Source organism: Novosphingobium sp. Chol11 (genome assembly GCF_900218065.1).
GTDB lineage: Bacteria > Pseudomonadota > Alphaproteobacteria > Sphingomonadales > Sphingomonadaceae > Sphingobium > Sphingobium agri.
On sequence record NZ_OBMU01000003.1, the window covers coordinates 227,896 to 254,795 of the forward strand.

The 26,900-nt window shown below is 61.5% G+C and carries 25 protein-coding genes; 7 read left to right on the forward strand and 18 right to left on the reverse strand.

Annotated features, from left to right (window positions below; all coding sequences use genetic code 11):
- The gene (locus NCHOL11_RS15775; RefSeq protein ID WP_097093528.1) at positions 1–1,080 is read right to left on the reverse strand and encodes an efflux RND transporter periplasmic adaptor subunit; all 1,080 of its coding nucleotides are present in this window, start codon (positions 1,078–1,080) and stop codon (positions 1–3) included.
- On the reverse strand, positions 1,077–2,552 hold the full coding sequence (locus tag NCHOL11_RS15780; RefSeq protein ID WP_097093529.1) for an efflux transporter outer membrane subunit: 1,476 nt from the start codon (positions 2,550–2,552) through the stop codon (positions 1,077–1,079). The genes NCHOL11_RS15775 and NCHOL11_RS15780 overlap by 4 nt, the downstream gene beginning before the upstream one ends.
- 92 nt (positions 2,553–2,644) lie before the next feature.
- Between NCHOL11_RS15780 and NCHOL11_RS15785 the strand changes: the two genes are divergently transcribed.
- Positions 2,645–3,295, forward strand: a complete 651-nt coding sequence (locus NCHOL11_RS15785) for a TetR/AcrR family transcriptional regulator (RefSeq protein ID WP_176502322.1) — start codon at positions 2,645–2,647, stop codon at positions 3,293–3,295.
- A 249-nt stretch (positions 3,296–3,544) separates the two neighbouring features.
- On the forward strand, positions 3,545–5,920 hold the full coding sequence (locus NCHOL11_RS15790; RefSeq protein WP_176502323.1) for a TonB-dependent receptor: 2,376 nt from the start codon (positions 3,545–3,547) through the stop codon (positions 5,918–5,920).
- A gap of 79 nt (positions 5,921–5,999) precedes the next feature.
- Here the strand turns inward: NCHOL11_RS15790 and NCHOL11_RS15795 are convergent, their stop codons facing one another.
- Complete coding sequence (locus NCHOL11_RS15795) at positions 6,000–7,022, reverse strand: helix-turn-helix domain-containing protein (RefSeq protein WP_176502324.1); 1,023 nt, start codon at positions 7,020–7,022, stop codon at positions 6,000–6,002.
- A 224-nt stretch (positions 7,023–7,246) separates the two neighbouring features.
- Between NCHOL11_RS15795 and NCHOL11_RS15800 the strand changes: the two genes are divergently transcribed.
- Genes NCHOL11_RS15800 through NCHOL11_RS15820 form a run of 5 tightly spaced genes read left to right on the forward strand, consistent with a single transcriptional unit; the run spans position 7,247 to position 12,690 of the window.
- Positions 7,247–8,503 (forward strand): hypothetical protein, encoded by a 1,257-nt coding sequence (locus NCHOL11_RS15800; RefSeq protein WP_141397892.1) that lies wholly within the window; start codon positions 7,247–7,249, stop codon positions 8,501–8,503.
- Positions 8,500–10,155 (forward strand): DUF1592 domain-containing protein, encoded by a 1,656-nt coding sequence (locus tag NCHOL11_RS15805; protein WP_097093534.1) that lies wholly within the window; start codon positions 8,500–8,502, stop codon positions 10,153–10,155. Before NCHOL11_RS15800 ends, NCHOL11_RS15805 begins: the two co-directional genes overlap by 4 nt.
- Positions 10,155–11,510, forward strand: coding sequence for a DUF1552 domain-containing protein (locus NCHOL11_RS15810; protein WP_255254875.1), 1,356 nt, complete (start codon positions 10,155–10,157; stop codon positions 11,508–11,510). Before NCHOL11_RS15805 ends, NCHOL11_RS15810 begins: the two co-directional genes overlap by 1 nt.
- Before the next feature lie 26 nt (positions 11,511–11,536).
- Positions 11,537–11,998 (forward strand): c-type cytochrome, encoded by a 462-nt coding sequence (locus NCHOL11_RS15815; protein WP_176502325.1) that lies wholly within the window; start codon positions 11,537–11,539, stop codon positions 11,996–11,998.
- Entirely contained in the window at positions 11,998–12,690 is a 693-nt protein-coding gene (locus tag NCHOL11_RS15820; protein ID WP_097093536.1) for a cytochrome b/b6 domain-containing protein, read from the forward strand. Before NCHOL11_RS15815 ends, NCHOL11_RS15820 begins: the two co-directional genes overlap by 1 nt.
- 84 nt (positions 12,691–12,774) lie before the next feature.
- Here the strand turns inward: NCHOL11_RS15820 and NCHOL11_RS15825 are convergent, their stop codons facing one another.
- The 15 genes from NCHOL11_RS15825 to NCHOL11_RS15895 form a co-directional block, all read right to left on the reverse strand.
- Positions 12,775–13,107 (reverse strand): SWIB/MDM2 domain-containing protein, encoded by a 333-nt coding sequence (locus NCHOL11_RS15825; protein ID WP_097093537.1) that lies wholly within the window; start codon positions 13,105–13,107, stop codon positions 12,775–12,777.
- A gap of 89 nt (positions 13,108–13,196) precedes the next feature.
- Positions 13,197–14,156 (reverse strand): YihY/virulence factor BrkB family protein, encoded by a 960-nt coding sequence (locus tag NCHOL11_RS15830; RefSeq protein ID WP_097093538.1) that lies wholly within the window; start codon positions 14,154–14,156, stop codon positions 13,197–13,199.
- 114 nt (positions 14,157–14,270) lie between these two features.
- Positions 14,271–15,107, reverse strand: coding sequence for an SDR family NAD(P)-dependent oxidoreductase (locus tag NCHOL11_RS15835; protein WP_097093539.1), 837 nt, complete (start codon positions 15,105–15,107; stop codon positions 14,271–14,273).
- Between the two features lie 20 nt (positions 15,108–15,127).
- The gene (locus NCHOL11_RS15840) at positions 15,128–15,499 is read right to left on the reverse strand and encodes a PaaI family thioesterase (protein ID WP_097093540.1); all 372 of its coding nucleotides are present in this window, start codon (positions 15,497–15,499) and stop codon (positions 15,128–15,130) included.
- Entirely contained in the window at positions 15,496–15,921 is a 426-nt protein-coding gene (locus NCHOL11_RS15845) for a PaaI family thioesterase (RefSeq protein WP_097093541.1), read from the reverse strand. The genes NCHOL11_RS15840 and NCHOL11_RS15845 overlap by 4 nt, the downstream gene beginning before the upstream one ends.
- 3 nt (positions 15,922–15,924) lie before the next feature.
- A complete protein-coding gene (locus tag NCHOL11_RS15850) occupies positions 15,925–17,103 on the reverse strand; it encodes an acyl-CoA dehydrogenase family protein (protein ID WP_097093542.1) in 1,179 nt (392 codons plus the stop codon).
- The gene (locus NCHOL11_RS15855; RefSeq protein ID WP_097093543.1) at positions 17,100–18,158 is read right to left on the reverse strand and encodes an acyl-CoA dehydrogenase family protein; all 1,059 of its coding nucleotides are present in this window, start codon (positions 18,156–18,158) and stop codon (positions 17,100–17,102) included. The genes NCHOL11_RS15850 and NCHOL11_RS15855 overlap by 4 nt, the downstream gene beginning before the upstream one ends.
- 226 nt (positions 18,159–18,384) lie before the next feature.
- Positions 18,385–18,870 carry an Lrp/AsnC family transcriptional regulator gene (locus NCHOL11_RS15860; RefSeq protein WP_097093544.1) on the reverse strand — a complete coding sequence of 162 codons (486 nt, stop codon included), beginning with the start codon at positions 18,868–18,870 and terminating at the stop codon, positions 18,385–18,387.
- Positions 18,867–19,346, reverse strand: a complete 480-nt coding sequence (locus NCHOL11_RS15865) for an Lrp/AsnC family transcriptional regulator (RefSeq protein ID WP_097093545.1) — start codon at positions 19,344–19,346, stop codon at positions 18,867–18,869. The genes NCHOL11_RS15860 and NCHOL11_RS15865 overlap by 4 nt, the downstream gene beginning before the upstream one ends.
- An 8-nt stretch (positions 19,347–19,354) precedes the next feature.
- Complete coding sequence (locus NCHOL11_RS15870; RefSeq protein ID WP_176502326.1) at positions 19,355–20,659, reverse strand: spinster family MFS transporter; 1,305 nt, start codon at positions 20,657–20,659, stop codon at positions 19,355–19,357.
- A 5-nt stretch (positions 20,660–20,664) separates the two neighbouring features.
- Entirely contained in the window at positions 20,665–21,423 is a 759-nt protein-coding gene (locus NCHOL11_RS15875) for an SDR family NAD(P)-dependent oxidoreductase (RefSeq protein WP_097093667.1), read from the reverse strand.
- 16 nt (positions 21,424–21,439) lie between these two features.
- Positions 21,440–22,939, reverse strand: coding sequence for an amidase (locus NCHOL11_RS15880; RefSeq protein ID WP_255254876.1), 1,500 nt, complete (start codon positions 22,937–22,939; stop codon positions 21,440–21,442).
- 137 nt (positions 22,940–23,076) lie between these two features.
- Positions 23,077–24,180 (reverse strand): Rieske 2Fe-2S domain-containing protein, encoded by a 1,104-nt coding sequence (locus NCHOL11_RS15885; protein ID WP_097093548.1) that lies wholly within the window; start codon positions 24,178–24,180, stop codon positions 23,077–23,079.
- A gap of 18 nt (positions 24,181–24,198) precedes the next feature.
- Positions 24,199–25,068, reverse strand: a complete 870-nt coding sequence (locus NCHOL11_RS15890) for an amidohydrolase family protein (RefSeq protein WP_097093549.1) — start codon at positions 25,066–25,068, stop codon at positions 24,199–24,201.
- A gap of 15 nt (positions 25,069–25,083) precedes the next feature.
- Positions 25,084–26,733, reverse strand: coding sequence for a class I adenylate-forming enzyme family protein (locus NCHOL11_RS15895; protein ID WP_097093668.1), 1,650 nt, complete (start codon positions 26,731–26,733; stop codon positions 25,084–25,086).
- Between the last annotated feature and the right edge of the window lie 167 nt (positions 26,734–26,900).

A 26,900-nucleotide genomic window follows, 5' to 3' on the forward strand; every position in this document is an offset into this window, starting at 1 on the left:
CTATGGCCTCCCGCTCGGCGCTATCCGCACGCGGTCGCCTTCGAGCAGGAAAGCGCCGCCGCCCAATACAGCCCGAACACCGGGCTTCGCGCCGCTCACTATCTCCACCATCCCTGCCGCGCGCCGTCCCGTGCGCACCGATGCGCGATGCACGCGGTCCTGTTTGTCGAGCAGCAGCATATAGGCGCCATCGGCATCATAATGGACCGCGCGTTCAGGCGCGCTCAGCACTGATCCTGTGGCCTTCACGAAATCCGCCTTGGCAAAACCGCCAGGGCGCAGTTCGGGATTTATCGGCAGCGCGATGCGCGCGCGTGACAAGCCTGTCTGATTATCCACCCGCGCGCCCAGCAGCCGGACCTTGCCGGTCAGCTTCGTGCCCGACGCCAAAGTCACCGCGACCGGATCGCCGATCGACAATGTGCCCATCGCCGCTTCGGGGACTTCCGCCTCCAGTTCGACCAGATCGTCCCGCGCGATGGTGAAGAGTATCGTGCCCGAGGCCGATGGTTCGCCCGGCCGTGCCGATCGTTGCAGCACCCGCCCCGCGACGGGCGACCGCACGATCAGCCTGCGTTGACGCGTCAGCAGGTCGTCAAGCTGCGCCTTCGCCACGCCGACGGCGGCTTGTGCCGACCGGGCAGCGATGCGGCGCTGGTCGATGGCTTCCTGTGAAAGCACGCCCTGATTGTCGAGCCCCGCGACGCGTCCTGCTTCCATGCGCGCTCGTTCATAGGCCACCTGCTGCTGGCTCAATTGCGCGCGCGCCTGATCGATCTGCGACCGCAGGAGTGTGTCGTCCAGCACCGCCAGCACCTGTCCGGCGCCTACGCGGGCATCCTCCTCCACCATGACGCGCGCAATGCGATAGCCGGAAAGCTCGGGCGCGACCGCCACTTCCTCGCGCGGGATCAACCGGCCCGAAGCGCTGAGCCCTCCTGCCAATCCCCGTTCGACGACCAGCGCGACACTGACGGTCGGCGGCGGCGGCTCCTTCGCCCCGTCCGTGCTCCCCCCGCAAGCGGCGAGCAGCAGCGTCAGGGAAAGCGTCATGGCAAGGGGACGCGGCTTGAAGATCACGGCAGTTCCTTGGACTGAATAGGCAAAGCGACGGCGGGCTGTTCAGGCGCCGTCGCGGGATCATCGGGATTCCATCCGCCGCCCAGCGCCCGGAAAGCGCCAACGACGTTGGTCAGCGCCTGCGTCCGCGCATTGGTGAGCGCCCGGCGCGCGGCGCGCCAGGTCTGTTCGGACTGGAGCAAGGTGGTGAGGTCGGTCAGGCCTGCGGCAAAGCCCTTGCGCCCAGCGTCGAACGCAAAGCGCGCCCGCTCCTCTGCAAAGCTGAGGTCAGCCAATCGCGCCCGATCGGCTGCAACCAGCGCAAGCGCGATGTCGGCATCGCGAAAGCCTGCCTGCACAGCCGCCTCATAGCTTACCACGGCGCGCTCACCCTGTGCCTGCGTGGCGCGCAGCTGTGCCATCAGCCGCGTGCGGTCCAGTACCGGCAGGCTCAATCCGGCTGCGATCGACCAGATGCTCGAAATGCCCACGGCCGGGCCGGCGGTGCGGCTGATATTGCCATTGCCTTGAAGGGTGAAGCGCGGGAACAGGGCCAGCCTGTCGACCTTGACCGCGCTCGTGGCTGCCGCGACCCGCGCCTCGGCGGCCAATATGTCTGGACGACGCGCCAGCAGCATGGCGGGCATCGAGGCCGGGACCGGCGGCGGCGTGTCGAGCCGCGCCTCGATGGCGAGGCTGCTCGTCGGCGCGCCCGGCGATCCGATCAGGACCAGCAGCGATCGCTTGGCGTTCCGCAGCGCTGTCTCGATTCGGGTAAGCTCTGCCTGCGCTGTCGCCTCGTCGCCTTCCAGCCGTGCGGTTTCCGACGCTGCGATCAGCCCGCGATCGCGCCCGAGTTTCGACGCGCGCGCCAGATCGCGCGCGATCCGCAAACCTTCCTGCGCATCGTCGCGCTGTACCGCCAGGCCGCGCGCCTCGAACAATGCGCTGGCGACGTCAGCGGCCAGGCTCAACCGCGCGGCGTGATAATCATAGGCTGCCGCCACATAGGTGGCTCGCGCCCCTTCCCCGATCGCACCAAGCCTGCCGAACAGGTCGATCTCCCAACTTGGGCTGAAGGCGAGCGACTGGCTATCGCTCTGTGCCGTGGAACCGAACAGGTCCACGCCGGACAATTGGCGGCCATTCTGCAGCTGCGCCGATCCGCTGATCGCACCCGTGGGCAACCGCTGCGACAGCGACTGGTCGCGTATCGCCCGCGCCTCCCGCAACCGGAAATAGGCTGACCGCGCATCGGTATTCTGCGCCAGCGCTTGTTCCACAAGTGCGGAAAGTTGCGGATCGCTGAAACGCTCCCACCATCGGTCGAGCTTTTCGTCAGCCACCGCTGAGGGCGCGGCCTCGAACCGCTCTGGCAGGCTGATGTTGGGACGCGCCAGCTTGACCGACGGCGCACAGCCGCACAGCAGCACACCCAGGAAGAGGGACAGGGGGCGCGAACCCGACAGGTGCGGCAAGTGGATGACCTCCAATCTCGATCAACGGCCTCTCGAATAGCGGACCGAAAAAAAGAAACAAGATTGTTTATTTTCATCCCAATCTTTTTTTGCCAATGCTTTCCTTCATGACTTCCCCTCCCCCCATCCGCCGTCCGGGCCGCCCCCGCCGCGAAGAAAGCGGCGACGTCGAACAGCGCCTGGTCGACACCGCGATGCAAATGCTCGCCGAACATGGTCCCAGCCTGACGATGAACTCCATCATCACCGCGTCCGGTTTGTCGCGTAAAACAGTCTACGCCTATTATCCCAACAAAACGGCGCTTTTTGCCGCTGTCGTCCGCCAAATGCTGGGTTACGCGCTCAGCCCCGTCACCATTCCACCGCGCCCCGACTGGCGGGAAAGTCTGCTCGCCTTCGTCGAAGCCTGCCTGGTCGAAGTCTGCGAACCCTATGCCACCAGCATGCGCCGCCTCCTAATGTTGAACCCGTCCTTCATGGAAGAAGCGCGGCCGCATATCGAGCAGGTGGTCGTGCGTCGTTATCTCGACCCGCTGATCGCTTTCCTCCAGTCATTGGTGGATCAGGGGACGATTCCTGAACAGGATGTCGCCTTCGCAGCGGAGTCCCTCACCAGCCTGATTCTGTCGGAATCCCACCGGCGCTTTTTCACCGGGGAAGCGGACAATATCATTGATCCGGTCCATCTGAATGCGCACGCACGCCGCCTGACAGGCCTTTTCTGCGGCGGCGTTTTTGCGCCGGGAGCCGTTCATTGATCAAGTGGCAGGCGTAGCCTGGACCACTCCTAACGCGTTGCGGAATCTTGCGCATGAGGTTCATTTCGCACGTAGCCGTTCAGAAAAACTATTGCCTACGTTTTTCCCTCCGATATAGTGCACGCAAACGGCCAATTCATAAGAGCCGTTTATCAGCAACACCTCTGGGGAGGATTATCGATGCGAATGAAGCGTGCTACACGCGTAGCGCTCCTGTGCACTGGCGTTTCTGCCTTTGGAGTTCCTGGCGTGGCTTACGCTCAGGCGGGCGCAGAAACATCCACTAGCGACATCATCGTTACCGCGACGCGGCGTGAAGAGCGGCTGCAAGACGTTCCCATGTCGGTGAACGTTGCTACCGGTGAGCAAATCCAGAAGTTCAATATTTTCGATGCGAAAGATGTACAGCAGCTCGCGCCAGGTCTTGAGCTGACCAACACGACCGGTCGAAACAACACGACGACCTTGCGCGGCATAACCTTCGATCCCGATCAAGGCACAGCACCGGCGGTCCGCGTCTATTATAATGAAATCCCCACCGACGCGCAGACGGTTTATACTGCAATATACGATATCGAGCAGATCGAAGTGCTGCGCGGCCCGCAGGGTCTTTTGCGAGGCCTTTCGGCTCCTGCTGGATCAATCACCATCCGCACACGCCGTCCCAACTTCGACCGCCCCGAAGGCTATGCCCAAGCGACTGCTACCGACCGAGCGGGATATAACGTCCAAGGCGGGGTTTCCTTGCCTTTCAACGAGCAGCTGGCGCTGCGAGTTGCCGCTGTGGTGGATGGTAATCGATTGAACCAGGTCAGGAACTTGAACCGCGACGGCGAACGTTCACGCAGTGACACGCAGAGTGTTCGCGCCACACTGGGCTGGCGCCCGAGTGACGCATTCAGCGCTTATTTGACCTACCAATATCTTCACGCTGACAACACCCAGTTTCAGCAGGTTATCGGCACCGGCAACGCGCCCTTTGCATTCAACCCAGCCCGATCTGGCCCTGCGCTGAGCGTATCCGATTACGGGGCGGTATCCGAAGGCACTTTCCGCATACAGAATAGGACCCATCTACTAAATCTCGCGCTCGACTATGATCTGGGCGGGTCCACTGTGTCGTTCGTAGGCGGCCATCAATTTAGTAAGCTAACCACCCTGCGTGACAATGATTCTGCGAACACGGTGCCCGGTTATATCTCATCGTCCAGTGTCAGAGTTCCGTATAAGGTGGGTACGGCGGAGTTACGCTGGCAGACAAATAACGACGAAGGTCTCGGTGGTGGCGTCAGCGCGTTCTACACCAAGCAGACTGGCACGACTGTAGTTAATCAGCGGGCCGACAGCTTCATCGCTCCGGTTTTGGGGCCTGATGCGATTATCCCAGTGCCGTTCGAGCTCCCGGACGGATCTCAGATCGTAATTCCATCGCCAAACACCGTTCCCATCGGTGTTAATGTAGTCGTCCCGGTTGACACTAAAACATGGTCGTTCGCAGCGAACCTCCGGTATAAGAGCGGCCCGCTGACAGTTGAGGGGGGCATCCGTTATTCAATTATAAAGGGCAACCAGACTACGCAGCAGACGCTGTTCTTCGGAGCCCATCCACTCCTTGCAACATTGCCGCCGGTCCTCGGGCCCACGGAAATCATCCCCGCGGATTTGCAAAGACGTACCGATAAGCCGCTTACCGGTGGCCTGACCATCAATTACGCCATCAGCGACGACTTGAATGTCTATGCTGCCTACGGTCGGGCTTTCCGAAGCGGCAGTACCGGCGTTTCGGTGCCCGCAGGCATCAGCGACGATCTCATTTCGACCCGTGGTGAAAAGACGGATTCATTCGAGGTTGGCCTGAAGGGCGCGCTGATGGACAAGCGTGTGAACTACAGCGTTGCGGCTTTTTATCAGAAGTTTGACGGCTTCCTCAGCCGTTTCACCAGCATCCAATACAACTGCCCTGAACTATCTGGCGCTTGCACTGCTTTCGGCCCGCCGATCCAGCCGGGCGAATCCACCAATGGCGCTTTTGACTTTAACTACAATGGCGACGCCAAGGTTAAGGGCATAGAAGCCACGATCGACGCCCGCTTCATCGACACCTGGGATCTAGGAATCGCGGCTGCTTATACCCGGGCGCGCTACAGCAATGCCTTGCTGCCCTGTAATGACTTTGACGGCTCAGGCGTTCCGAATCAGAATGGAACACCAGTCATTACTGGCAATGGAAATGTCAGCTATTGCGCGTCCAACGGCCGTCTCGCTGAGACTCCCGATTTCTCCCTTACTGCTAACACGGAGCTGCGCTTCCCCGTCGGCGACTATACGCCGTTTGTCCGCGCATTGTTCAACTATCGCCCGGGCTTCACCTCTGAGCGTGTGAACTTTAGATATCAGGATCGCGAACTGCTGAACCTGTTCGTCGGCTTGCGCGGACCAGACAGCAAGTGGGAAATCACTGCCTTCGCGCGCAACCTTCTGAACCAAAAGCGGATAACCAATATCTCGCTAGGGAATGCGGTCACCCCGACACAGACGCCTGGCGCGGTGTTGGATTCCGGCTATCGTACTGTGAACGTGACGAACCCGCGGGAATTTGGAGCGACGCTGAACTTCAAATGGTGAAACTAAAGCTTTTTGAGCAGTAAGCGTTCAATAATGTTCGAACTTAAACCCTGCTTCCGGATTGCGGAGGCAGGGTTTTTTATCTCCGTCCGCCTACGCCATGACCATCACGATAAGCTGTCGGTGAATACCCGGTCCACGCTCGAAAAGCCTGGCGAAAAGCGTCCGAGTCACAATAGTCAAGCTGACCAGCGATATCTTCGATCGAAATATATGTCCGACGTAAAAGGTGCAGCGCCAATTCACGGCGGCAGCTTTCGCGCACTTGCCGATAACTGGTACCCTCGCGCGCCAATTGGCGCCGCAACGTAGCCTCACTGCCTCCCAAGGCGCTGACGAGTTCTCCGAAGGCGGGAAGCCGCCCTTCATTCTTGAGCGCTGCCATGGCAATGCCACGCACGCGGGTTTCAACCGGCATACGATCCGTGTCCCTTGCGCTTGAAACGAACAACAGATTGCTGAGCGGACGCTGCTGCTGGTCTTCCCAACTGCGCATCACTGGATAGTCGAGAAGCGACGCGTGAAATTGAAAGCCGTTCCAACCCTCATCGAGACGGAGAAGAAATGGCAGGTCAGGCAAATCAAGCCCTTCGAATATTTCCGGGGCATGATTCAGCCATGCATCGCGAACCGCTATGGGATGATCGATTAGCCAGCCAAGCAGGCCGTGAACCTCGGTCATGCCAAACAGGTCAATCAAGCAGCCTCCTAGTGTAGATCCGCCCGCCCGTACCGCTTCAAGTTCAAGCTGAGCCGTGTCGCCATGCGTGCGCAGTGTCATCTTGCCGCATCGCCAGTCGATGGCTTCGAAGCACTCGCAACATCGCACGATTGCTTCACGCAGAGTGCGTGCACTCGTCAGGCTGTACATCACCACGCGCCAGTCGCATCCGCGTAAACCTTGGCGGCCCGCCATCACCGCGTCGCGACGAGCCAGTTGATTGATGGCGAAGCTGGTCATGCGGGCAAGATCTGCCACGGGCAGGCTGCTCAGCGTACGTCGGCCGTCAGGCCTCTGCCCCACATGTTCGAAGAGGGGTTCAATCGATCCAAAAGCTTCAGAATAGATCGCGAAAACACGTTCGGCGACGCTTTCGGCCAAGTGCCATTTGCTTGATTCCGCCTGTGCTGACCGCATCACTGCCTCCCGTTATTTTCGATCAGTCTATTATATGACGCGTGCAAGATAAATCTTTCGCTTTCCTACACCGCTCAGCTTCCCATGCGCGAAATTGCCGCGTCGGATGATCGTTTTTGGGGTGGTGGCCAGTTGCGGGAAGAGTCATGAAAATAGCAATGCCCGTTGAAGCGGCATGAAAGGACGACATGAAGGGCAGAGAGGACTTAACCGGCCATATGCCGGCCAAGGCATATTGGGCCTTACCCCTGATCGCTGCATCCCTGGTTGGCGCCGACGCGCCGACAGGCGGCGAAGAGGGCGTGCACGCCTTTGTCCTCAGCAATGTCTATCTTGCGCAGGGGGGTGAAAAGGACAGCTGTCCCAGCCCCGACATCGGTGATCTTGATCGTTTCTACGCCATGCTCTCGCCCGCGGAGCAGGCCAAATATGCGGGCAAGGAAAAACGGCAAGCACTTGAAGAGCGGATGAATGAATATTTCAAGTTCCGCCGTATATTCATCCGGGGCGAACGCGCCTCTTCCGTGAAATTCCCGCCGAACTATGATCCTAAGGCAGAACCGACACAGGAACTTGCGGCAGCGATCGGCGCGCTGAATGGCTTGCCCAAAGGCGCCGGCCGCCTCGCGTTCCAGAAGCGCGAGGTGGTCTATAGCGCCTGCTCGAACCCCGCTGACTTCCCGATGTTGGGGAAAGGCTTCAAGACCTACGAAGGCAAGATCGCGGCAGGCATGAACCTCGACGGCAAAGTCGGGAAATCCGACTTTGACGGGCCAAATGGTGAAAAGGGAATCGACAATCGGCTGTGGCGCGCTGTCGGGTGCGTTTCTGCATTTCGCGAGAGCAGCAAGGAAGAGCTTGCGCGCAAGACGATGATGTCCATGCGGGCGCCTACCGTGGTAGAGTTGAGGGGCGTCGATAGTCTTCAGGATGATCCTGATGTGACTGTGACTGTTCTGGCCGTCAACGAACCGCTGACCCGCGACGGCCGCGGTGAGCCTCTCGCCCGCGTAACCTTCACGCCCGATCCCAACCCGCAGCTTCGCGCATCGGTGAAAGGGCGCATCACAGGCGGGGTGCTGACGACCGATCCCGTCGATCTGACGCTGAATTACAAGGAACAGATATTGGACACGCCGCGCCATATCCGGGGCGCGCGGATAAAGGCGAAGTTTGGTGCCGATGGCTCCATCGACGGCAGCATATTCGGCTATTACACGCTCGACAGCTTCTATGACTCGATCGAACAGATGACGCAGAATGGCGCCAACCTGTCGCACGTGTCCTGCCCCGGCATTCGAAGAGCCATCGATCATTTCGCGGACGGCTATCGCGATCCCCGCACCGGCCGGTTCACCGCCATATCATCCGCTTATGACTTCGTCGGCGTCAGGGCGTTCCTCGCCAAACCCGATCAGGTCGCGCAAAGAGAGACATTGCCATGAAGATCAGGGCACTGCCGTCGCTGGCACTTGCAGGCGCTTGCCTGACCCTAGGCATCAGTATCGCTTTCAGTGGGGCGCGAGCCGACGAAAGCCACGCCGATACGCCGCCCAGCCAGATCCGCCGCCTGACCGAAAGCCAATATCGCAACGTCATCGCGGATGTTTTCGGCCCGGACATCAAGATTGTCGGCCGGTTCGAACCCGATCTGCGGATAGATGGACTTCAGGCGGTCGGGACCAGCGCCGTTTCGGTAACTGCCGCTGGACTTGAACAATATGAAAATCTGGCGCGCAGCATTTCGGCACAGGTGACGGACGAACAGCATCGCGCGAAACTGGTCGGTTGCGCGCCCACCCCCGCCGATCGGAATGGTGTTGCCTGTGCTCGCCAGTTCTTCCAAAGCGTGGGCTTGCAACTCTACAGGCGGCCACTGAGCGATGCGGAGGTCGCGGCTCTCACGAAAGCCACGACTGACGCGACAACGACGCTCGGCGACTTCCATGCGGGGCTTGCTGCGACGCTCAGCGGCATGCTGACCAGCCCCGAATTCCTGTTCCGCATCGATCGGCCCGCACCCTCGCGTCGCAATATCGATGCCTGGTCGAAAGCCAGTCGCCTATCCTTCCTGTTCTGGAACAGCATGCCTGACCAGACGCTGCTTGACGAAGCGCGCAGCGGAGCGCTCGATACGCAGGCGGGGCTCACGAAAGCAGTCGATCGCCTGATCGCCTCTCCGCGTTTCGAACAGGGCGTCCGCGCCTTCTTCACCGATTATCTCCGCCTCGACGGAATGGACGAGCTGGCAAAGGACTCGCTCATCTATCCCGCCTTTTCGCAGGCGATCAGCACGTCGCTGCGCGAACAGACGCTGCGCACCATCAGCTGGTTTCTGGTGGAGCGCAAGGGCGACTATCGCGATCTGTTCACGGCCCGATCGATCGCCATGAATCGCTCGCTCGGCCCGATCTACGATATACCGGTCAGCAAGGCCGACTGGTTCATGTATGAATTCCCGCAGGGTGATCCCCGCAGCGGGCTGCTCACCCACGCCAGCATGTTGGCGCAACATTCCCACCCAGGCCGTACATCGCCCACGCTGCGCGGGGTAGCGCTGCGCGAGATATTCCTGTGCGAGAAAATCCCTGCTCCCCCAGCGAACGTGAATTTTGCGGTCGTGCAGAATGTCGATAACCCGACGCTAAAGACCACACGGGCACGGCTGCAGGCACATCTGGATGACGAGGAATGCGCAAGCTGTCACCGGCGGACTGATCCTATTGGTCTGGGGCTCGAACAATTTGACGGTGCAGGACAGTTCCGCAAGGTCGAACATGACGAGGTGATCGACGTCAGCGGCAATTTCGAAAAGCAGGCGTTCAATGGTGCAGCAGCCCTCGGTCAGCTGTTCCGCAACAATCCGCGCGTCAGCAGCTGCCTCGTTCAGTCCGCATGGCGCTACGCCAATGGCCGCAATCCGTCCGGCACGGATGGGGCGGAAATCGCCAAGCTGGACCAGAGCTTTGCGGCAGGCGGACATCGCTTTCCGTCGCTGATGCGCGCCATCGCTCTTGATCCCGCCTTTTACACGATGCCGCGCCTTGGGCCGGAGCGCCGCGTGGCTACTGTTCGCAGAATGAAGGAGACTGGCTGATGCTGATGCATGGAACGACGCGGCGCGGTTTCCTGCTGCGCGGCATTATGGGCGGCGGCGCGGTGACGCTTGGCCTGCCCCTGCTCGACGCATTTCTCGACAATAACGGCACCGCCTTTGCCGCGACGCTTGGCGGAGGGCGCCTGCCCGTCCGCTTCGGCACATGGTTCTGGGGATGCGGGATGATCCCGGATCGCTGGCAACCGAAAAAGACCGGGGCGGATTACGACCTGCCGCCGCAACTCGCGCCGATCGCCAATGTGAAGCAGCATGTCAGTGTCCTGACCGGCTTCGACGTGGTGCTGGACGGCAAAGGCAATCTGCCGCACCTGACGGGAAATACCGGCGTGCGCACGGGCGCTCCCACCGACGACTGGCTCGCGATCCGCGCGCCCACGATCGATGTGCTGATCGCCGACGCGATCGGCGGCGGCTCCTTCTTCCGCTCGCTCGAACTGTCGGCGGATGGCAATCCTCGTACCAGCTATTCCTTCCGCGACGGCCGGAGCATGAATTCGGCGACGCCCAACGCTGTCGAATTCTATCGCAAGATTTTCGGCCCCGACTTCAACGATCCCAACAAGGCTGACTTCAAGCCGGACCCCCGCATCATGGTTCGGCGCAGCGTCCTCTCCGGCGTGACGGAGCAGCGGCGCGCCTTGGAAAGCAGCCTCGGCGCGACCGACAAGGCGCGTCTCGATCAATATTTCACCTCCGTCCGCGAGATGGAAGGAAAGCTGGCCCTGCAACTGCAAAAGCCGCCCCCGGCCGAAGCTTGCGTCGTGCCAGCGGACGCTCCTGCCGTATCCGGAGACACGACCGATGTGGAGCAGCGCAAGACCAATCACCGGTTGATGGCGCAGATGCTGGCTATGGCGCTCGCCTGCAATCAGACCCGCGTATTCAACATGAGTTTCTCGACGGCAGCGTCCGATCTGCGCCAAGCGGGGCAGACAACCGGATACCACCAGAACACGCATGAAGAGCTGATCGACCGCTCCATCGGCTATCAACCGACGGTCGATTTCTTCGCCATCCGCAACATGGAGGCATGGGCCGATTTCGTGTCGGCACTCGCGGCCATTAAGGAAGGCGACGGCACCCTGCTCGACAATACGCTGGTTTTCGCTCATTCCGACGTTTCCTATGCGAAGAACCATGATGTACTGGGTATCCCGGTGATGCTCGCCGGGCGCGCTGGCGGAAAGGTGAAGACCGGCCTGCATATCCAGGGCAATGGTGAAACGATCAGCCGCGTCGGCTTGACTCTTCAACAAGTCATGGGAATTTCGGTCGATAGCTGGGGTATCGATGCGATGAACACCAAACGGCCCATCAGCGAAATATTGGCGTGACGATCACAGAAAGAATGAGGCAGATGATGAAGCTCCCCTACTCCCTGGCCTTGGCGACCGCCGGTTTGGCCGCAAGCTACGCTGCTTATGCCGCCACGCCCGCAGTCACCAACGCGATCAAGGCGCGTCAGGCCAGCTACAAGGAAATCGGCGGAGCGTTCAAAAGCGTCAATGACGAAATCAAGTCCGGATCGCCGGACATGAACAGCGTCCGCCCGCTCGCGCGCGATCTCGCCACGCGCGCAGCGCTGCTGCCCAAATATTTCCCGAAGGGCAGCGGCCCGGAATCGGGCGTGAAGACCCGCGCCAAGGCTGAGATCTGGAAGGACAATGCCGCCTTCGTGAAGCTTCAGGGCGACATGATCACCGCTGCAAAGGCGCTTGATGCGGCCGCCGCCAGCGGCAATGTCGCGGGCCTTACTGCGGCCCGCAACAGCTTGGGCGGCACCTGCAAAAGCTGCCACGACCGCTTCCGCGCGGAGCTTTGATGGTGAAGGCGGACGCGAGCAGCGGGGCTGTGCGCCTGCGCATCTGGGATTTGCCGACCCGCCTCTTCCACTGGACGCTTGTGCCGCTGCTGGCCTTCGCCTGGTGGACTGCTGAAGAGCGCATGCTCGACTGGCACCGGCTGGCTGGCTACAGTATCTTCACCCTGCTGCTGTTCCGCATCATCTGGGGCGTCGCGGGCAGCAGCACGGCTCGCTTCGCCAATTTCGTGGGCGGCCCCTCCAGGCTATTCCATTATATCCGCGGCCATATGTTCAACCGGTCGGCCGCTCCAGCGCCGGGGCACAATCCCGTGGGTGGATGGAGTGTGATCGCGATGATCGCCATATTGGCGGTTCAGGTGGGCCTCGGCTTCTTTTCCGTCGACATCGACGGCATGGAATCCGGCCCCTTCTCCTATCTGGTCGATTTCGAAACAGGCAGGGTTGCCGCGGAGTGGCACGCCTTCATCTTCAACATCATCCTTGCCTTGACGGCCTTGCACGTCGTCGCGATCCTCTTCTACCTGCTTCACAGGCGGGACAATCTGGTCGGTCCGATGATCAGCGGACGGCGAAAATGGACGGGAGACCATCCCACCCTGCATTTCGCGTCATCCTGGACAGCGCTCGTCCTCTTCCTGCTGGTCGCGGGTGGGACATGGTGGCTTATCGCTCAGTTCGGCCGGGCCTGAGGCCGGGCCAAATCTTTTGAAGGACATTAAAAAACCTCTCCCCGCATATGCGAGGAGAGGTTTTTTCTACGCATGACCGGCCGGTCAGGCTTTGAGATGCTTCGCCAGGTGCTTGTTCATCTCGAACATGCTGGCCTTCTTGCCGCCGAAGATTTTCTCCAGCTTGTCGTCCGCCAATATTTCCCGCTTGTCCTTCGGGTTTTGAAGATCATTGGCCTTGATATAGTCCCAGATCTTCTTGACCACCTCACTACGCGGGATCTTCTTGTCGCCGATGATGTCCGCGAGTTCCGGCGACGGCGTGACCGGAGCCGTAATGCCGCCACGCGCGCCGCCCGTCGCCTTGCCGGTCTTCTTCACCTTGGCGACGGCCGCCTTCGTCTCCTGTTCGCCACGTTGCTCACGAGTCCGCGCCATGAAATTCTCCCTTGCTGATCGCTCGCGGGTCCATGATCACGCTAAGTCATGAGCGGCGAAAAAGTTGCCTCTCCTGTAATAATCGCTGATCAAGGCACCTTTCCAACCGTGTCGGCGACATAGGCGTCCCGCTCGCCCATCGGCTTCGGGCGGCCGACTGTCGTGTCCTCCGCCGTCTGATGTTCTATCTCGCTATTCAGTTCAGCGCCCAGGATCAGGATATAGGCGGACAGATACAGCCACATCAACGTCACCACCACCGCGCTCAGCGCACCGTAAGTAGCGCCGTAATTCCCGAAGTTGGACGCATAGAGGCCAAAGCCCAGGCTCACCGCCAGCCAGCCCACGGTCGCCAGCAGGGACCCGGGCGTCAGCCAGCGCCAGCGCGCCCGCTTACGATCCGGAGCGAAGCGGTAAATGGTGCTGAGCAACATGCTCGCGGCCAGCGCGGCCAATATCCAGAAGCCAATGCGTATCGCCGTGATGAGGATCGCAGGTGCGCCAGGCATCAGTTGCTCCAGGAAAGCGAGCGCAGCGATCGCAAAAATGGCGATGATCCCTGCCAATAACAGTCCGAGCGTCATCAGACAGGCCAGGGCCGTCAGCCTGATGAAGCTGCGGGTCTCTTCCTCATCATAGGCAATGTTCACCGCCGTGACGATCGCGCTCGCGCCGTTCATCGCACCGTAGATGGAAAGCGCCAGCGAAAGAACGAGCCCAAACCCCTTCTTTCCGTTGCCCGTGTTGACCACCGACAGAAGCTGCTCCCCGATCAGCCGAGCAGCTTCTTCCGGGAGCAGCCGGAACAGGGATTGCAGATGTCCGGCGATCGCCGCCGGGTCAGCGAACAGGCCATAGCATAATACCAGCGCTGCCAAGGTAGGGACAAAGGCGAGGAAGCCGTAAAACGCCACCCCTGCGGAGATCAGTCCGATATTGTCGCTGCCACTTTCATTCCATGTCCGGATCAGAATGTCCCGCCAAGCGGCCTTGGGCATTTCCCGTGGGCTCGTCGCCGTTCGGCCTCGAGCGCTATCGGTATCTGACATCTTAACTCCCTCCTGTGTTGGGGAGCAAACAACTGAGGGGCGAGACTGATCCAGTGATTGGTGGGAGTTGATTATCGCCTACCGATCCCGCGACCTCTCCTCAAACCATCGCGGTCACGCAAAAGCCGTCCCGTCCAGCGCTCGCACGGGCACGTTCAGCCGCTCAAGGAGGCGGAGGCTGCGGACGATATTGCCGCTGAGTTCACTCGCGGGCCGATGGCAAAGCTGAAGCGCGGCTTCCGCCATCGCCTCGACTGGTTCCAGATGATCGCGTTCATCCCATCCACCGACCGACAAGGCCCCCTCGCTCGCGACTGCCCCGACAGGGGCAAGCGAATTGACGGCGATATTCTCGCGCGACAGCTCCACCGCCCATCCTGCAGTCAATCGGTCGAGCGCAGCCTTGGTCGTGCCGTAGAGCGTGGCGTGACCATCGCGATTGAATTTAATGTACCGATCTTCCGGATCATAGGGTGCAGGCGGCGGCACGTCTGCAGTTGCGCTGGAAATGTTCAGGATCCATCCTTGGCCCCGATCGCGAAAATGAGGCAGCGCCTGCTGCGATAGCTCCTGCGGCGCATGGACATTCATCTGGAACGCCAGCTGAAAATGCTTGGGCTGAGCCTCCCAGATCGGCACGAAACGGGACCAGGCGGCATTGTTCACCAAAATGTCCAACCTGCCGAAGTGCCCCACGGTTTCAGCGACGATACGGGACCGATCATCCGCATCGACAAGATTGGCGCCGATGGAGAGGCACTCGCCTCCGGCTGCGCGGATCAGCGCGGCTGTTTCGGCTAATGAACCCGGCAGGCTGCTGCCTCCAGCCTCTACCGTCCGTGCGACAATGGCGACCCTCGCTCCCTCAGCGGCGAAGCGTCGTGCAATGGCGGCGCCGATCCCCCGGCTGGCACCGGTGATGATCGCGACCCGTCCATCCAACAGCGCCATGGCTCTCTTCCTTTTCGTTCTCAGTCCAGCAGCAGATGCATCCGACCCGTGGCGATCGGCTTGTCCCGATCCGCCTGCCAGCAAATCGCATCGGCGTTCACGACCCGGCGCCCCACGCGAACGAGCCGCGCCTGAGCATAGCTATCGATCATCTTGCCGCCGCGCAGGAAATCGAACGACATGTTGATCGGCTTGGGCCAGGGCTCCCCTCGATCCTGGGCGACAGCCTCAAGACATGCGAGTTCCAGAAGGCTGGCAATGACACCGCCATAAAGGAAACCCGACCGTCCTTCGAGCGACGCGGCAGCCGGCATCATCAGGACGTCGGTGTCGCCATCCAGCCCAACGCTCCGGATGCCCAGCATCTGCGCATAGGGGGTGCGAACGATCATGACTCGTCCGTGAAGAAGAAGCTGGCGGTTGCCGTCGCGATCGGCGCCTGCGGGTCGCCATCATGCACATCGCAACGGGTGAACGCGACCTTGCGCGTGATATGATGGCAATGAGCACGCGCATGCAGGCTGTGCCCTGCCCTTGCGGGCCGCAAATAGTCGATATGCAGGTCGAGCGTGGCCATGGGCCGCCACTGGCGCGTGCGCGCGATGATGGCGGAACCGGCCGCCGCATCGACCAGCGATATGATCGGCCCGGAAGATACCAGGCCCGCGTCCGCATCCATCAGAAATCCGGGAGCGAAAGGACAAGCCAGTTCCGCCCAATCCGGTCCGTGATCGACATTGTAGATGCCTAGCAACGCATGATGCCCCCGCGGCGGCAGGTTCTTCAATCGCTCAAAGGCATCTTCCTCGTCCACCGTTCAGGCGTTCCCGCGCGGCTCTCGCGGCAGGCCCAGTCCCCGCTCCGCGATCAGGTTGCGCTGGATCTGGTTGGTGCCGCCGTAAATCGTGTCAGCGCGAGAGAAGAGGAACAGGTTGGGCAGCGTATCCCATTCATATTCGGCATGATCGCTGATCTCGCCGCCCTGGCCCAATACGTCCATGGCCAGTTCCCCAAGGCTGCGGCGCCAGCTCGCCCACTGGATCTTGTAGGTCAGGGCAGCGCCATCGATCTTGGCATGATCCGTTTGCGACAGCATGCGCAAGGCCCCATACCGCATCAGGCGCAGGCCCACTTCGGCCTTGGCGAGGCGCTGGCGGACCAGCGGGTCATTCGCCGCGCCATTGGCCTTGGCCGCCGCGATGATCTCATCCAGTTCATTGCGGAAACCCATCTGCTGGCCCAGCGTCGACACGCCGCGTTCGAATGCCAGCAGGCCCATGGCGATGCGCCACCCATCGCCTACTGCGCCGATCAGGCTGTCAGCCGGGCACCGCGCATCGGTGAAGAAGGTTTCGTTGAACTCCGCGTCGCCGTTGATCTGGCGGATACCGCGTATCTCGATTCCGGGCTGGTCGATCGGCATCATCAGGAAGGTCAGGCCCTTTGGCCCCTGCGACCCCTCCTCCGTGCGAGTCACGACGAAAATCCAGTCGGAGATATGGGCAAGGCTGGTCCAGATCTTCTGGCCGTTCACGACCCATTCGCCGCCTTCAAGCCGCGCTTTCGTCCGCACGCTCGCCAGGTCCGAACCGGCATTGGGTTCGGAAAAGCCCTGGCAGAAAATGGTCTTGCCGCCTGCGATCCCCGGCAGGAAGCGCTGCTTTTGCTCCTCGGTGCCGAATGTCAGGATCGTAGGACCGGCAAGCTCGATGCCGATATGGTTCACCCGCCCTGGAACGCCAGCGCGGGCATATTCCTCGGCAAAGATCACCTGCTGCGCCAATGTCGCGTCGCGCCCTCCCCATTGTGACGGCCAACCGATGCAGGACCAGCGGTGCTCGGCGAGCTGCTGCTCCCACTCCTTGCGCCGTTCGGGACTGCCGGTCAGCTTGGTGATGCCCTTGATGTCGCGAAATTCGCCCGCCATCTGGCCGTTCAACCAGTCCGCGCACTCCTGCCGGAACAGTTCCTCTTCCGGGGAAAATCCGAGTTTCATGCCGCTTCTCCCAGGATCATCGTGGCAATCTTTTCACGATGCCAAACATTGGTGCCAAGCATCGTCTGAAGCGCACGGGCGCGCTTGAAATACAGATGCGCGTCATGCTCCCACGTGAAGCCGATGCCGCCGTGCAGCTGGATCATGTCACCGGCGCAGCGGAAAAATGTGTCGGTGGCAAAGGATTTGGCGGCGTGAATGGCCATCTCGGCCTCTTCCGCCCCCTCGTCCACGGCGCAGGCAGCCCAATATACCGCTGACCGGGCCTGTTCGATCTCGATCATCATGTCGGCCAGCCTGTGCTTATAGGCCTGGAAAGACCCGATCGGCCGACCGAACTGGATGCGCTCCTTGGAATAATCGACGGTCCGATCCAGGCAAGCCTGCGCGCCGCCCAACGCTTCTGCGGCCGTAGCGATAAAGGCCGCGCGATGAACAGCGGCCAGAGCCGCCGCCGGATCGCCAAGCCGCTCCCCCGTCACATTGTCCAGCTGCACATGAGCCAAGGGACGGGTCTGGTCCATGCTCGTCTGGCTCGTCACACTAACGCCCGGCGCATTCGCGGAGACAATCCAGACCTGCCGCATGTCGGTAACCACGAACATGTCGGCAGAGGCACCATGGGCAACGAAACGTGATCCGCCCGTCAGCCGATCGCCATCCGACTGGATGTCCGCACCATAGAAATAACCGCCGATCACCTCGCCAGAGATCAGGCGCGGCAGCCATTGATCCTGCTGCTCGGCATCGCCGCCCGCCGCAATCGCCTGAGCCGCTTGCACAAGACTGCTGAGCATGGGCAATGCCGCCACCTGAGCGCCTGCCGCTTCCGCGATGATCGCCAGTTCCACCATGCCCAGACCCGCGCCGCCAGCGCTTTCCGGAAGCCCGATGCCGGACAGGCCCAGCTCCTGGCAGAAAGCCTGCCAAAGCGCCCGGTCAACGCCGTCGCCCGCCATAGCCTTGCGCGTGCGCTCGCTTGTGGCATTCTCCGCGAAGAAGCTGCGCGCCGTCTCCGCGATCATCTGTTGTTCGTCGGTAAATGCGAATTCCATCTCGACCGCCTTTAAATATGTTGGCGGAGCTTCTCGCCCCGGCACTCGTCGGGGTCGCACGTCAGCCGCCCGGTAGACCGGCCGCTCTCTCCTGCCATCGGCGGTCGACGGCAATATGCCGCAAGCGCCGTTCAGATAGTGCTATATGAGCTTAATTTTCTTTTCAAGCACTCATATGCGGAATTTTGAAATATTTAAATTCCGAATTTATTTGTTCGACCTAGCCTCACAAGCTGCTGACGGTTTGCGCGTCCGTGATCCGCACCACCCGATTGCTGAACTTGACAGTCCTGACCGCCAGCGAGGTTTCGACATGATTAACCCCCTCCATCGCCAGGATCTGTCCCGACGCCATCCTGTGAAGATTGTCGAGGTCATCATAAAGGCATGTCGCCATGATGTTGCACGGCCCCAATGTGATCATCACGGCCTTGACCAGTGGGATATGCGCGATGTCACGTGCGATATGCCGGACATGACTGACATCGGCCTGTACCGCGATGAAGGCCACATTGGTTGCCTTCTCAAGCTTCAACCCTGTCAGCGCCGTGAAGGCGATCAGCTTTTCCTGCTGCAGCCGCTTGATGCGGCCCCTGACGGTGCCTTCATTCACGCCAAGATCCGCTGCGATCTTGCGGTTGGAAACGCGCGCATCCTGCGCCAAGATGGCGATCAGCTGGTGGTCCAGCTCGTCCAGGTCCGGCCTCCTCATGCAAGCCTCCTGCGATCGATCGGAGCGGTGTCCAAGCCATAGCGGACGATATCGAGCCCGATCGCGGGTATCATCGATCTTATTCCCGGCACCTTCGATAAACGATCCGTTATCAAAGAGGGAAGCTCGTCAATGTCATGGAGCGTCAGAAGCAGGCTGATCTCATAACTACCCGTCACCAGATGCGCGGCGAAGACTTCAGGAAATACAGCGAGTTCTTCCGCTACGTCCAATGCCGACCGGCCACTCACCTGCACCGCCAGGTGAATGAGGACATGATATCCGTGCACCGCGAAATCGGACACTGCCACGACGCGCAGCATCCCCGCATCCTCCATCCGCCGGATGCGCGTCGAAACGGTGGAAGCAATCAGGTTGAGGGATTCCGCGATCTGTTGATTGGTGGCTCGGCCATTTTGCCGCAGCTGTTCGACAATCTTCCGGTCCGTCTCATCGAACGCAAAAGTCTCACTCATATACTCGCTCAACCTCTTTCTGCCGCCACTCTTGCCAGCAAAGGGTCAGAAGGTCGAATCGAAAGAGCATCATTCAGTCGCGCACGGTCATGCTCCACCCGGCTCGCCGCCGCCCAACCGAGCAGCGCCGACAGAAAGCCGAAGGGAATGATGAGGGTCAGCGCCATGCGGAGCGATGCCGCGTCATGGCCCAGCATCTGGCTGATCGCTCCGGTCGCCCATGGCCCGACGAAGAAGCCCAGCAGCGTCGTGACCGCCAGAAACAGAGCCGTCGACGCCGCCCTGATGCGCGCAGGCAGCATATATTGCAGTGTCGCGATAAAGCCGACGGACCAGCCTCCGCCCAGCAGCCCGGCAGGGATGGCCGCCAGCTTCGCCATATCGAAGCTGCCAGCCCAGCTGGACATCAAGATCGCGCAGGTGGCGGCGCCCAGCGCCAATGCGGAAAGGCGCGACGGCCAGATCATGCTGCGCTTGGCGAGCCGGTCGGACAGCGCGCCGAACAACAGCATGCCGATCAGCCCAGACAGACCGAAGTTGATCGCGAAGGCCGACTTGGCCGCCACCGGATCAAGCCCATAAGCCCGGGTGAAGAGTTCCGGCCCCCAAAAGCCGAAGGACACGCCGGACAAAACACCAAAGCCAAAGGCGAACATCATCAGCAGATAGGCTGGACTGCGGGCGAGGCATCCGACCAGCTTACCAAGCGGCAGCGCTCCCGTCTGCTCTCCACCCGTACCGCTACGCCGCGGCTCGCGGATCAGCAGGAGCGCGCCAAGGCCCAGAAGGACCCCGACAAGGCCCATGCTGTGAAAGGCCATGCGCCAATCATGCGCAGCCGCAATCGCTGGGCCTCCCGCTTGTCCCGCAATCTGGCCGACATAGGCTGCCAGCCCCAATACCGCAAAGGCGAGCCCACGCCTCTCCGGCCGGAAATAGTCGGACAGCAGCGAATAGGCCGGCGCTACGAAGGCCGCTTCCCCTACGCCCACGCCAACCCGGGCGAGGGTCAGGCTGACCGGGCCGCTCGCAAGACCGGTCGCGACCGTCGCCGCGCTCCAGAGGATGCAGCCAGCCGCGATGATCCGCACGCGCGACGTGCGATCCGCCAACCGCGCGAACGGCACACCGAGCACCACATATAGCAGCACGAAGGCGGGACCCATCAACATGCCCATCATCGCATCGCCGATGCCGAACTCGGCCTTGATCGGGCCGATCAATCCGGTGATCAGGTAGCGGTCGGCATAGTTGACGATGTAGATCGCCAGCAGCATCGCCAGCACGACCCAGGGGTTGGAAGCAGGGCGCATGTCTTTCAATCTCGCAAAAGCGAGCCGCCATTGACGTGCCAGAGTTGCCCGTTGACCCATTCACCATCGTCGGAGGCCAGGAAAGCGACCGCGCCTGCAATATCGTCCGGCTTGCCGAGGCGGCGGTGAGGCAGATTTTCCAGCATCCTGTCCACATAGTCCTGCGTCAGATGCTGGGCGACCGCTTCTGTCAGTACCACGCCAGGGCAGATGCCGTTGGCGCGAATGCCCTGCTTCCCGAATTTTCGCGCGACGTGGCGGACAAGGGCATGCAGCGCATTCTTGGTCATCGGATAGGCAACCTGCAACGGGTTCCCTGAAATCGCCGCGCCAGAGGAGGTGTAGATCATCGCCCCGCCGCCCCGCTCCAGCAGCACTGGAAGAGCGGCCTGCGTCGCCAGGAAATGACTCTTGGCATTGATCGCGAACGAACGGTCCAGCACCTCTTCCGTGCAGTTCAGCACGTCGATGTCGCCTTCGGTCCCACCCGCCAGATTGCTGTGGTAGAAGTCGAGCCGCCCGAACTCGGACAAGGCCGCCTCCACGATCGCGCCCTGCGACGCTGCCTTGGTCCCATCGAGTACGACGCCGATCGCCCGCCCGCCTTCCTCACGGATTGCGCGCGCCGTTTCCTCGGCCCAGTCGCCAACGATGTCGCCGATTACGACCGATGCGCCTTCGGCGACCAGCCGCCGCGCCGTGGCCGCGCCGATACCGCGCCCGCCGCCCGCGACGATCCCTGCCTTGCCTTCCAATCCGCGCATCATTCTCTCCAATATCTTAAACCGCCGGACGCCTGTTCTTCCAGGGCGCAGCGCTTTCCAGCTGACCGGCTAAGCGGAACAGCGTCGCCTCGTCGCCATAACGGCCCGTGAACATCACGCCGATCGGCAGACCTGCCGACGACATGGCGAGCGGCACAGACATGGCGGGCTGGCCGGTCATGTTCGCGACCTGCGTAAAGGGCGAGAAGACCGCCGCCCGCTGTCCCCATGCCGCAAAATCGACGTCGGGAGTGAGGTTGATCTGACCCAGCTTCAACGGCGGAGCGGCCAGTGTCGGCGACAGGATCACATCATAATTCGCCATGAACTGCGCCATGCTGATAGCCGCAGTCTGAAGCGTGTTGTTCGCACGGGCGAAGTCCATGCCGGTCGCCTTCTGCCCATAGCCGACGAAACCCAGCGTGATCGGTTCCAGCACGTCCGGCCCTATCGCCATGCCGGTCGCCTTCGCGCGATCCGTCATGTCCGCTGCAACCGATGAACCGATCAGCACGAAACTCGCCGCGCCCATCGCCGCGACGTCCAGCTTCGGCGCAGCTTCCTCGACATGATGACCCAGGCTCTCGCACAGCCGTGCCGCCTTGCGCGCCGCTTCGACGCATTCGGGGTCGACGGGCGATCCCGCAGGCGCATTCAGCATCAATGCTATCCGCAACCGGCCCGGAGCCTTGCCGACTTGCGACAGGAAAGTCTCGCCCGGCGTCGGCGCGGCATAGCGGGCGCCGGGCTCCGGCCCCTGCGTTGCATCCAATATCGCGGCGGAGTCCCTCACGCTGCGGGTGACGGCATGATGCACCGACAATCCGCCCCACCCTTCGGTGCGCGGCGGCCCCATCGGCACGCGCCCCCGGCTCGGCTTCAAGCCGAAGAGCCCGCAGCAGGACGCCGGAATGCGGATCGACCCGCCACCGTCGGTAGCGTGCGCGGCGGGGAGCACGCCCGCCGCCACTGCCGCTGCAGCGCCGCCTGACGATCCGCCTGTGATCCGGCTCCTGTCCCACGGGTTGCGCGTGTCGCCGGTCAGCTTGTTTTCAGTCGTGCCGGTCAGGCCCAGTTCGGGCACTGTCGTCTTGCCGAAGATGACAAAGCCAGCCTTCTCGATGCGCCGGACCAGCTCGGAGGTTACCTCAGGCCTGTAGCCCTTGTAGAAACGGCTGCCATTCTCGGTCGGCAGGCCCGCGATATAGGTGTTCAGATCCTTCAGCAGCCATGGAACGCCGCTGAATGGCCCCTGCGGCAACCCCTTGGCGATCGCCGCGCGGCCATAGTCATAATGTTTCTGCGCAAGAAAGTTGAACCGCGGGTTCAGCGCCTCCGCCTTGCCGATCGCCGCTTCCAGCAATTCGCTTGGCGAAACCTTGCGCTTGGCGACCAGTTCGGCCAGCCCGAGCGCGTCGTGCGTGTCGAGCGGAGTGGAACGCGGCGTCGCCGCCTTGGCAGTGCCCGCCAGCCCCACAAGCGCCGCACCGCCCGCCATCGTTTCCCGGCGTGTCATGTCCATTCCTATCTCTCCAAGAGCTTCTTTTGGCGTGACAGCCATAGGGGATCATCTATCCCCCGCCCCGCTCGCCCTGAGCTTGTCGAAGGGCTTAGCCAGGACGGGGGTGGCGGTGCAGCTGCTCGTAATCCGCTTTATTCCGCGGCCGCCACGCTCTGATCCGCATAGTAGCGCGCATAATATTTGCGGAACTGCGGGATCGGCCCGTCGCCATCGCAGATGATCGGGTTGGGCTCGAACTTCTGCCGGTCCCACACCACCTTGTCCTGGTCGAACTGCTTGCAAATGTCGCGAATGATCGCCCGCGCAACGCCCGCTCGCTCGCCCTCGGCCTGCGCCTTGGGCTGCGTGAAGCAGAAGCGCACATGGACATGGTCCAGCTCTACCGGAGCGAGACAGGCGACCAGCAGCGTCTCCGAAATGCCGGTAAAGCGCGTCCAGCTTTGTCCCGGCCCCATCGTGTCATAGCTGATGCAGCCATCCACCTCGCCCCATGGCGTGCCCATTTTCGCCTTCACGTCAGCGCCGCGGCCCCAGTCTCCCCACCGCAGTTCGCCCAGCGGCACATTGGCGGTGCCATGGATGAAACGGAAATGCGCGACGTCGACGCCATTTTCCGCCATATTCTGGAGCGATCCCCAGACATTCCATTCGTGAACCTCATAGTCGGTCCATTCAGGATCGCTCGCCTCGGGCAGCACCGCGACTTCGAACAGCGGCGCTTCATCCTGCGGGTGATACCAGGCCCAGATGAAACGATTGGCTTCGGTAATGTGCCAGTTGCGCGTGCACTTGCGCTTCACCTGCGGCGGGATATTCCGGGCATAGGGCACGTCCTTGACCACCGCCTCGTCGCCATCATAGCGCCAGGCATGGAAGGGGCACTCCAGCAGATTGCCGTGCACCTTGCCGCCATGTCCCATATGCGCACCCAGATGCTTGCAATAGGCGTCGAGCATGCGGACCTTGCCGTCCTCGCCGCGCCAGATCGCCAGATCCTTCGAGAAATAGCGCAGTGGCTTCACTTCTCCGACCTGCAGTTCCGAAGACAGGAGGATCGGATACCAGCCAAAAGGAATGCCGATATCGAGGTTGCGCTCCTTGATCGAAGCGCGGTCCTTCACTTCGGCCAGCCGCCAGTCGAGCAAGTCCTGCCCTTTGAGCTTCTCAAGGATCTGCCATACGGCAACCGGCGGCGTGCGCGCATCGGATGCGGATGCGATTTCGGGGTTAGACATGGAAAAGGCTCCGTCAGATTATTTGAGGTCAAAGACCTTGATGGCGTTTTCACGCAGGAACTTCGGCCATACCTCGTCCTTGAAGGGGACGTTCTGCATGTCGCTGAAGATCCGCTCCAGGCTGAGGCCCATGGGGAAGTAGCCCGCATAGATGATCTTGTCCGCGCCGCGCGTATTGGCGTAGTCGATGATCGCCTTGGGATAGTGCTTGGGCGCAAAGGCGCTGGTCGAATAATAGAGGTTCGGCCATTTCAGCATCAGCTTGACCGCCAAAGCCTCCCACGGCTCCGCGCCATGACGCATGACGACCTTCAAGTCCGGGAAGAACCAGCAGACCTCGTCCAGATGTTCGACCTTCTGCGTTTCCATCGGGATACGCGGACCCGGAATGCCCGCATTCAGCAACACCGGCAGCCCCAGTTCCGCCGCACAGGTATAGAGTGGGAACATATATTTGTGATTGATCGCCACCTGCGGCAGCGTGCCCGCCGGAAAGACGCTGATCGCCGACAGTCCGACTTCCGCATGGATGCGCTTGATCCGCTTTACTTCCTCCATGCCCCGGTTGGGATCACAGGGCAGGTCGAAGAAGAAGCGGTCGCCATACATTTCCTTGGCGCGGTAGGATGTCGCATTGTCGTTCCATCCGACCAGCGCCTTGTCGATACCATATTGGTCCATCTGCTCGACGGTCCATGATACGAAGTCATCAACCTTGCCGGTCTGCGGAATGTCCTTGAACATATATTGCGCGGGCATCGCGAATTGCTGAAGCGTCTGCTGGTCCTTGATCAGCGGACGAAAGGGATCGAACCATGCGGAGCGGTCTTCCGCCTCGGGAATGCCCAGCATGCAGTCGATTATCTTTATGTCCTTGGGCATGCCCATGCGGAACTCTCCTGTTCAGTTGTTGCCGGCCAGTTCAGGCCACAGCGCACGAAGCGCGATCTTGTTGATTTTCTGCGATTGGTTGCGCGGCAGGGGCTCGGCGGAAAAGGCGACGCGCACCGGCGCCTTGTAGGGCGCAAGCCTGCCCGCCACCCAATCGATGACGCTGCGTTCGTCCAGGCCATCCGCCTGAACCACCGCTACCAGCGCCTCGCCCAATCGCTCATCCGCTATCCCGAATGTCGCGCATTCAGCGATCTGCGGCATTTCGCTCAGGACGCGCTCGACTTCGGCGCAATAGATATTCTCGCCGCCTGAAATGACCATGTCCTTGGCGCGATCGACGATGAAGATGTACCCGTCCTTATCCTGATAGCCGATGTCGCCGGTACGCAGCCAACCGTCAGGCGTGAAGGTCTTCGCCGTATCCTCCGGCCGGTTCCAATATCCGCTCATGGTCATGGCGCTGCGCACGATGATCTCGCCGGTTTCGTTGGGACCGCAGACCGTGCCGTCCTCCCGCTCGATCCGCAGGTCGACCAACGGCAGCACCCGTCCCGCCGAAGCCCGGGCTGCCAGGAAGTCCGCTCCCACAGCCTGGGCGATCGCGCCCGATGTCTCGGTCATGCCATAGCCGGTCCCGATCATCGAATGGGGGCACAGCTTCTGCACCTCCTCCAGCAGGTTGAGCGGCAGCGCCTGGCCGCCCGATCCGATGTTCCGCACCGAACTCAGGTCAGCATCCTTGGTGCGCGCCCGATGCACCATGTCCCACAGCATGGTCGGCACGGTCGAAAGCTGCGTAACCCGCTCCCGCTCGATCAGCCGGACAGCCTCTTCCGCATCCCAGCGGCGCATGATGACGATCTTGCCGCCTGACAGGAATGGCGCGAGGAAACCGGAGCCCAACCCGGAAATATGGAAAAGCGGATAGACGAGCAAAATGGCCAGGGGCGGCACCTGCGACGCAATGGCGTCCACCGAAACCCCATATTGTTGGGCCATGTTATGCAGCACCATCGTTCCGGTCAGCTGCGTGCCCAGCAGCCCGGTGATCAGGCTGCGATGGGACAGAACCGCGCCCTTCACCCGTCCCGTCGTGCCTGATGTAAACAGAATGGCGCAGGGATCATTCGGCGCTGCGGTCTTATCGGGTTCTACGGCAGTGGGCGCACCCTCCAGAGGGTGCGTTACATCGATCAACCGGCCCGCATAACCGCCATCGCGCAGAAGCGCGGCTCTGTCGGTATCCGCCAGCACAAGCTCCGGCGTCACCTCTTTGACCATCGCGTTCAGCTCTGCGGGCGATCCCCGGCTATTGAGCAGCGCCGCAACGCCACCCTGCTTCACCACGGCGAGAAAAGCGACCATCCATTCGGCACGGTTGCGCATGCAAATCGCAACCCTCTGCCCCCGCGTGATGCCGAGCCGAGCCGCCAAATCGTCGCGCCAGGCGAACAACTGGGTGAAGCTCACCCGCCGCTCGCCCTCTGCGCCGTCGAAATCGACGATGCATGTCTGGTCGCCGAAGCGCCGCGCCCCTTCGATCAACTGGTTGAGGTCCGAAGGCGCGTTCACGAAGAAGCGGAGGCCATCCTGCTCGCCGATTTCGAAAGGCGTGCCGGGGGCGGTGACGGCCGCGAAAATGGGATCGATCTTGCTCATGCTATCCTTGGGGATCACCTCACCGCCGCAGGGATCGTCCGATGGGGAATTGCGCCGGAGCCTTGGCCTCGGTTCGATTCCGGCATCCTCTATCCTCGACTCATCGCCGTTCTGCTTGAACACGACTCTATTCCGCCGCCCGCGTAATTCAACAACATTTTTTTTCC

What these genes read in the sequence shown, in the direction of transcription:
- NCHOL11_RS15860 (WP_097093544.1), bottom strand. Translation starts at nt 18,870, where the DNA reads ATGAGGAGGCCGGACCTGGACGAGCTGGACCACCAGCTGATCGCCATC.
- NCHOL11_RS15800 (WP_141397892.1), top strand. Translation starts at nt 7,247, where the DNA reads ATGAAGGGCAGAGAGGACTTAACCGGCCATATGCCGGCCAAGGCATAT.
- NCHOL11_RS15850 (WP_097093542.1), bottom strand. Translation starts at nt 17,103, where the DNA reads ATGAAACTCGGATTTTCCCCGGAAGAGGAACTGTTCCGGCAGGAGTGC.
- NCHOL11_RS15840 (WP_097093540.1), bottom strand. Translation starts at nt 15,499, where the DNA reads ATGATCGTTCGCACCCCCTATGCGCAGATGCTGGGCATCCGGAGCGTT.
- NCHOL11_RS15895 (WP_097093668.1), bottom strand. Translation starts at nt 26,733, where the DNA reads ATGAGCAAGATCGATCCCATTTTCGCGGCCGTCACCGCCCCCGGCACG.
- NCHOL11_RS15885 (WP_097093548.1), bottom strand. Translation starts at nt 24,180, where the DNA reads ATGTCTAACCCCGAAATCGCATCCGCATCCGATGCGCGCACGCCGCCG.
- NCHOL11_RS15890 (WP_097093549.1), bottom strand. Translation starts at nt 25,068, where the DNA reads ATGGGCATGCCCAAGGACATAAAGATAATCGACTGCATGCTGGGCATT.
- NCHOL11_RS15870 (WP_176502326.1), bottom strand. Translation starts at nt 20,659, where the DNA reads ATGCGCCCTGCTTCCAACCCCTGGGTCGTGCTGGCGATGCTGCTGGCG.
- NCHOL11_RS15820 (WP_097093536.1), top strand. Translation starts at nt 11,998, where the DNA reads ATGGTGAAGGCGGACGCGAGCAGCGGGGCTGTGCGCCTGCGCATCTGG.
- NCHOL11_RS15875 (WP_097093667.1), bottom strand. Translation starts at nt 21,423, where the DNA reads ATGCGCGGATTGGAAGGCAAGGCAGGGATCGTCGCGGGCGGCGGGCGC.
- NCHOL11_RS15865 (WP_097093545.1), bottom strand. Translation starts at nt 19,346, where the DNA reads ATGAGTGAGACTTTTGCGTTCGATGAGACGGACCGGAAGATTGTCGAA.
- NCHOL11_RS15810 (WP_255254875.1), top strand. Translation starts at nt 10,155, where the DNA reads ATGCTGATGCATGGAACGACGCGGCGCGGTTTCCTGCTGCGCGGCATT.
- NCHOL11_RS15835 (WP_097093539.1), bottom strand. Translation starts at nt 15,107, where the DNA reads ATGGCGCTGTTGGATGGACGGGTCGCGATCATCACCGGTGCCAGCCGG.
- NCHOL11_RS15880 (WP_255254876.1), bottom strand. Translation starts at nt 22,939, where the DNA reads ATGACACGCCGGGAAACGATGGCGGGCGGTGCGGCGCTTGTGGGGCTG.
- NCHOL11_RS15855 (WP_097093543.1), bottom strand. Translation starts at nt 18,158, where the DNA reads ATGGAATTCGCATTTACCGACGAACAACAGATGATCGCGGAGACGGCG.
- NCHOL11_RS15830 (WP_097093538.1), bottom strand. Translation starts at nt 14,156, where the DNA reads ATGTCAGATACCGATAGCGCTCGAGGCCGAACGGCGACGAGCCCACGG.
- NCHOL11_RS15805 (WP_097093534.1), top strand. Translation starts at nt 8,500, where the DNA reads ATGAAGATCAGGGCACTGCCGTCGCTGGCACTTGCAGGCGCTTGCCTG.
- NCHOL11_RS15825 (WP_097093537.1), bottom strand. Translation starts at nt 13,107, where the DNA reads ATGGCGCGGACTCGTGAGCAACGTGGCGAACAGGAGACGAAGGCGGCC.
- NCHOL11_RS15815 (WP_176502325.1), top strand. Translation starts at nt 11,537, where the DNA reads ATGAAGCTCCCCTACTCCCTGGCCTTGGCGACCGCCGGTTTGGCCGCA.
- NCHOL11_RS15785 (WP_176502322.1), top strand. Translation starts at nt 2,645, where the DNA reads ATGACTTCCCCTCCCCCCATCCGCCGTCCGGGCCGCCCCCGCCGCGAA.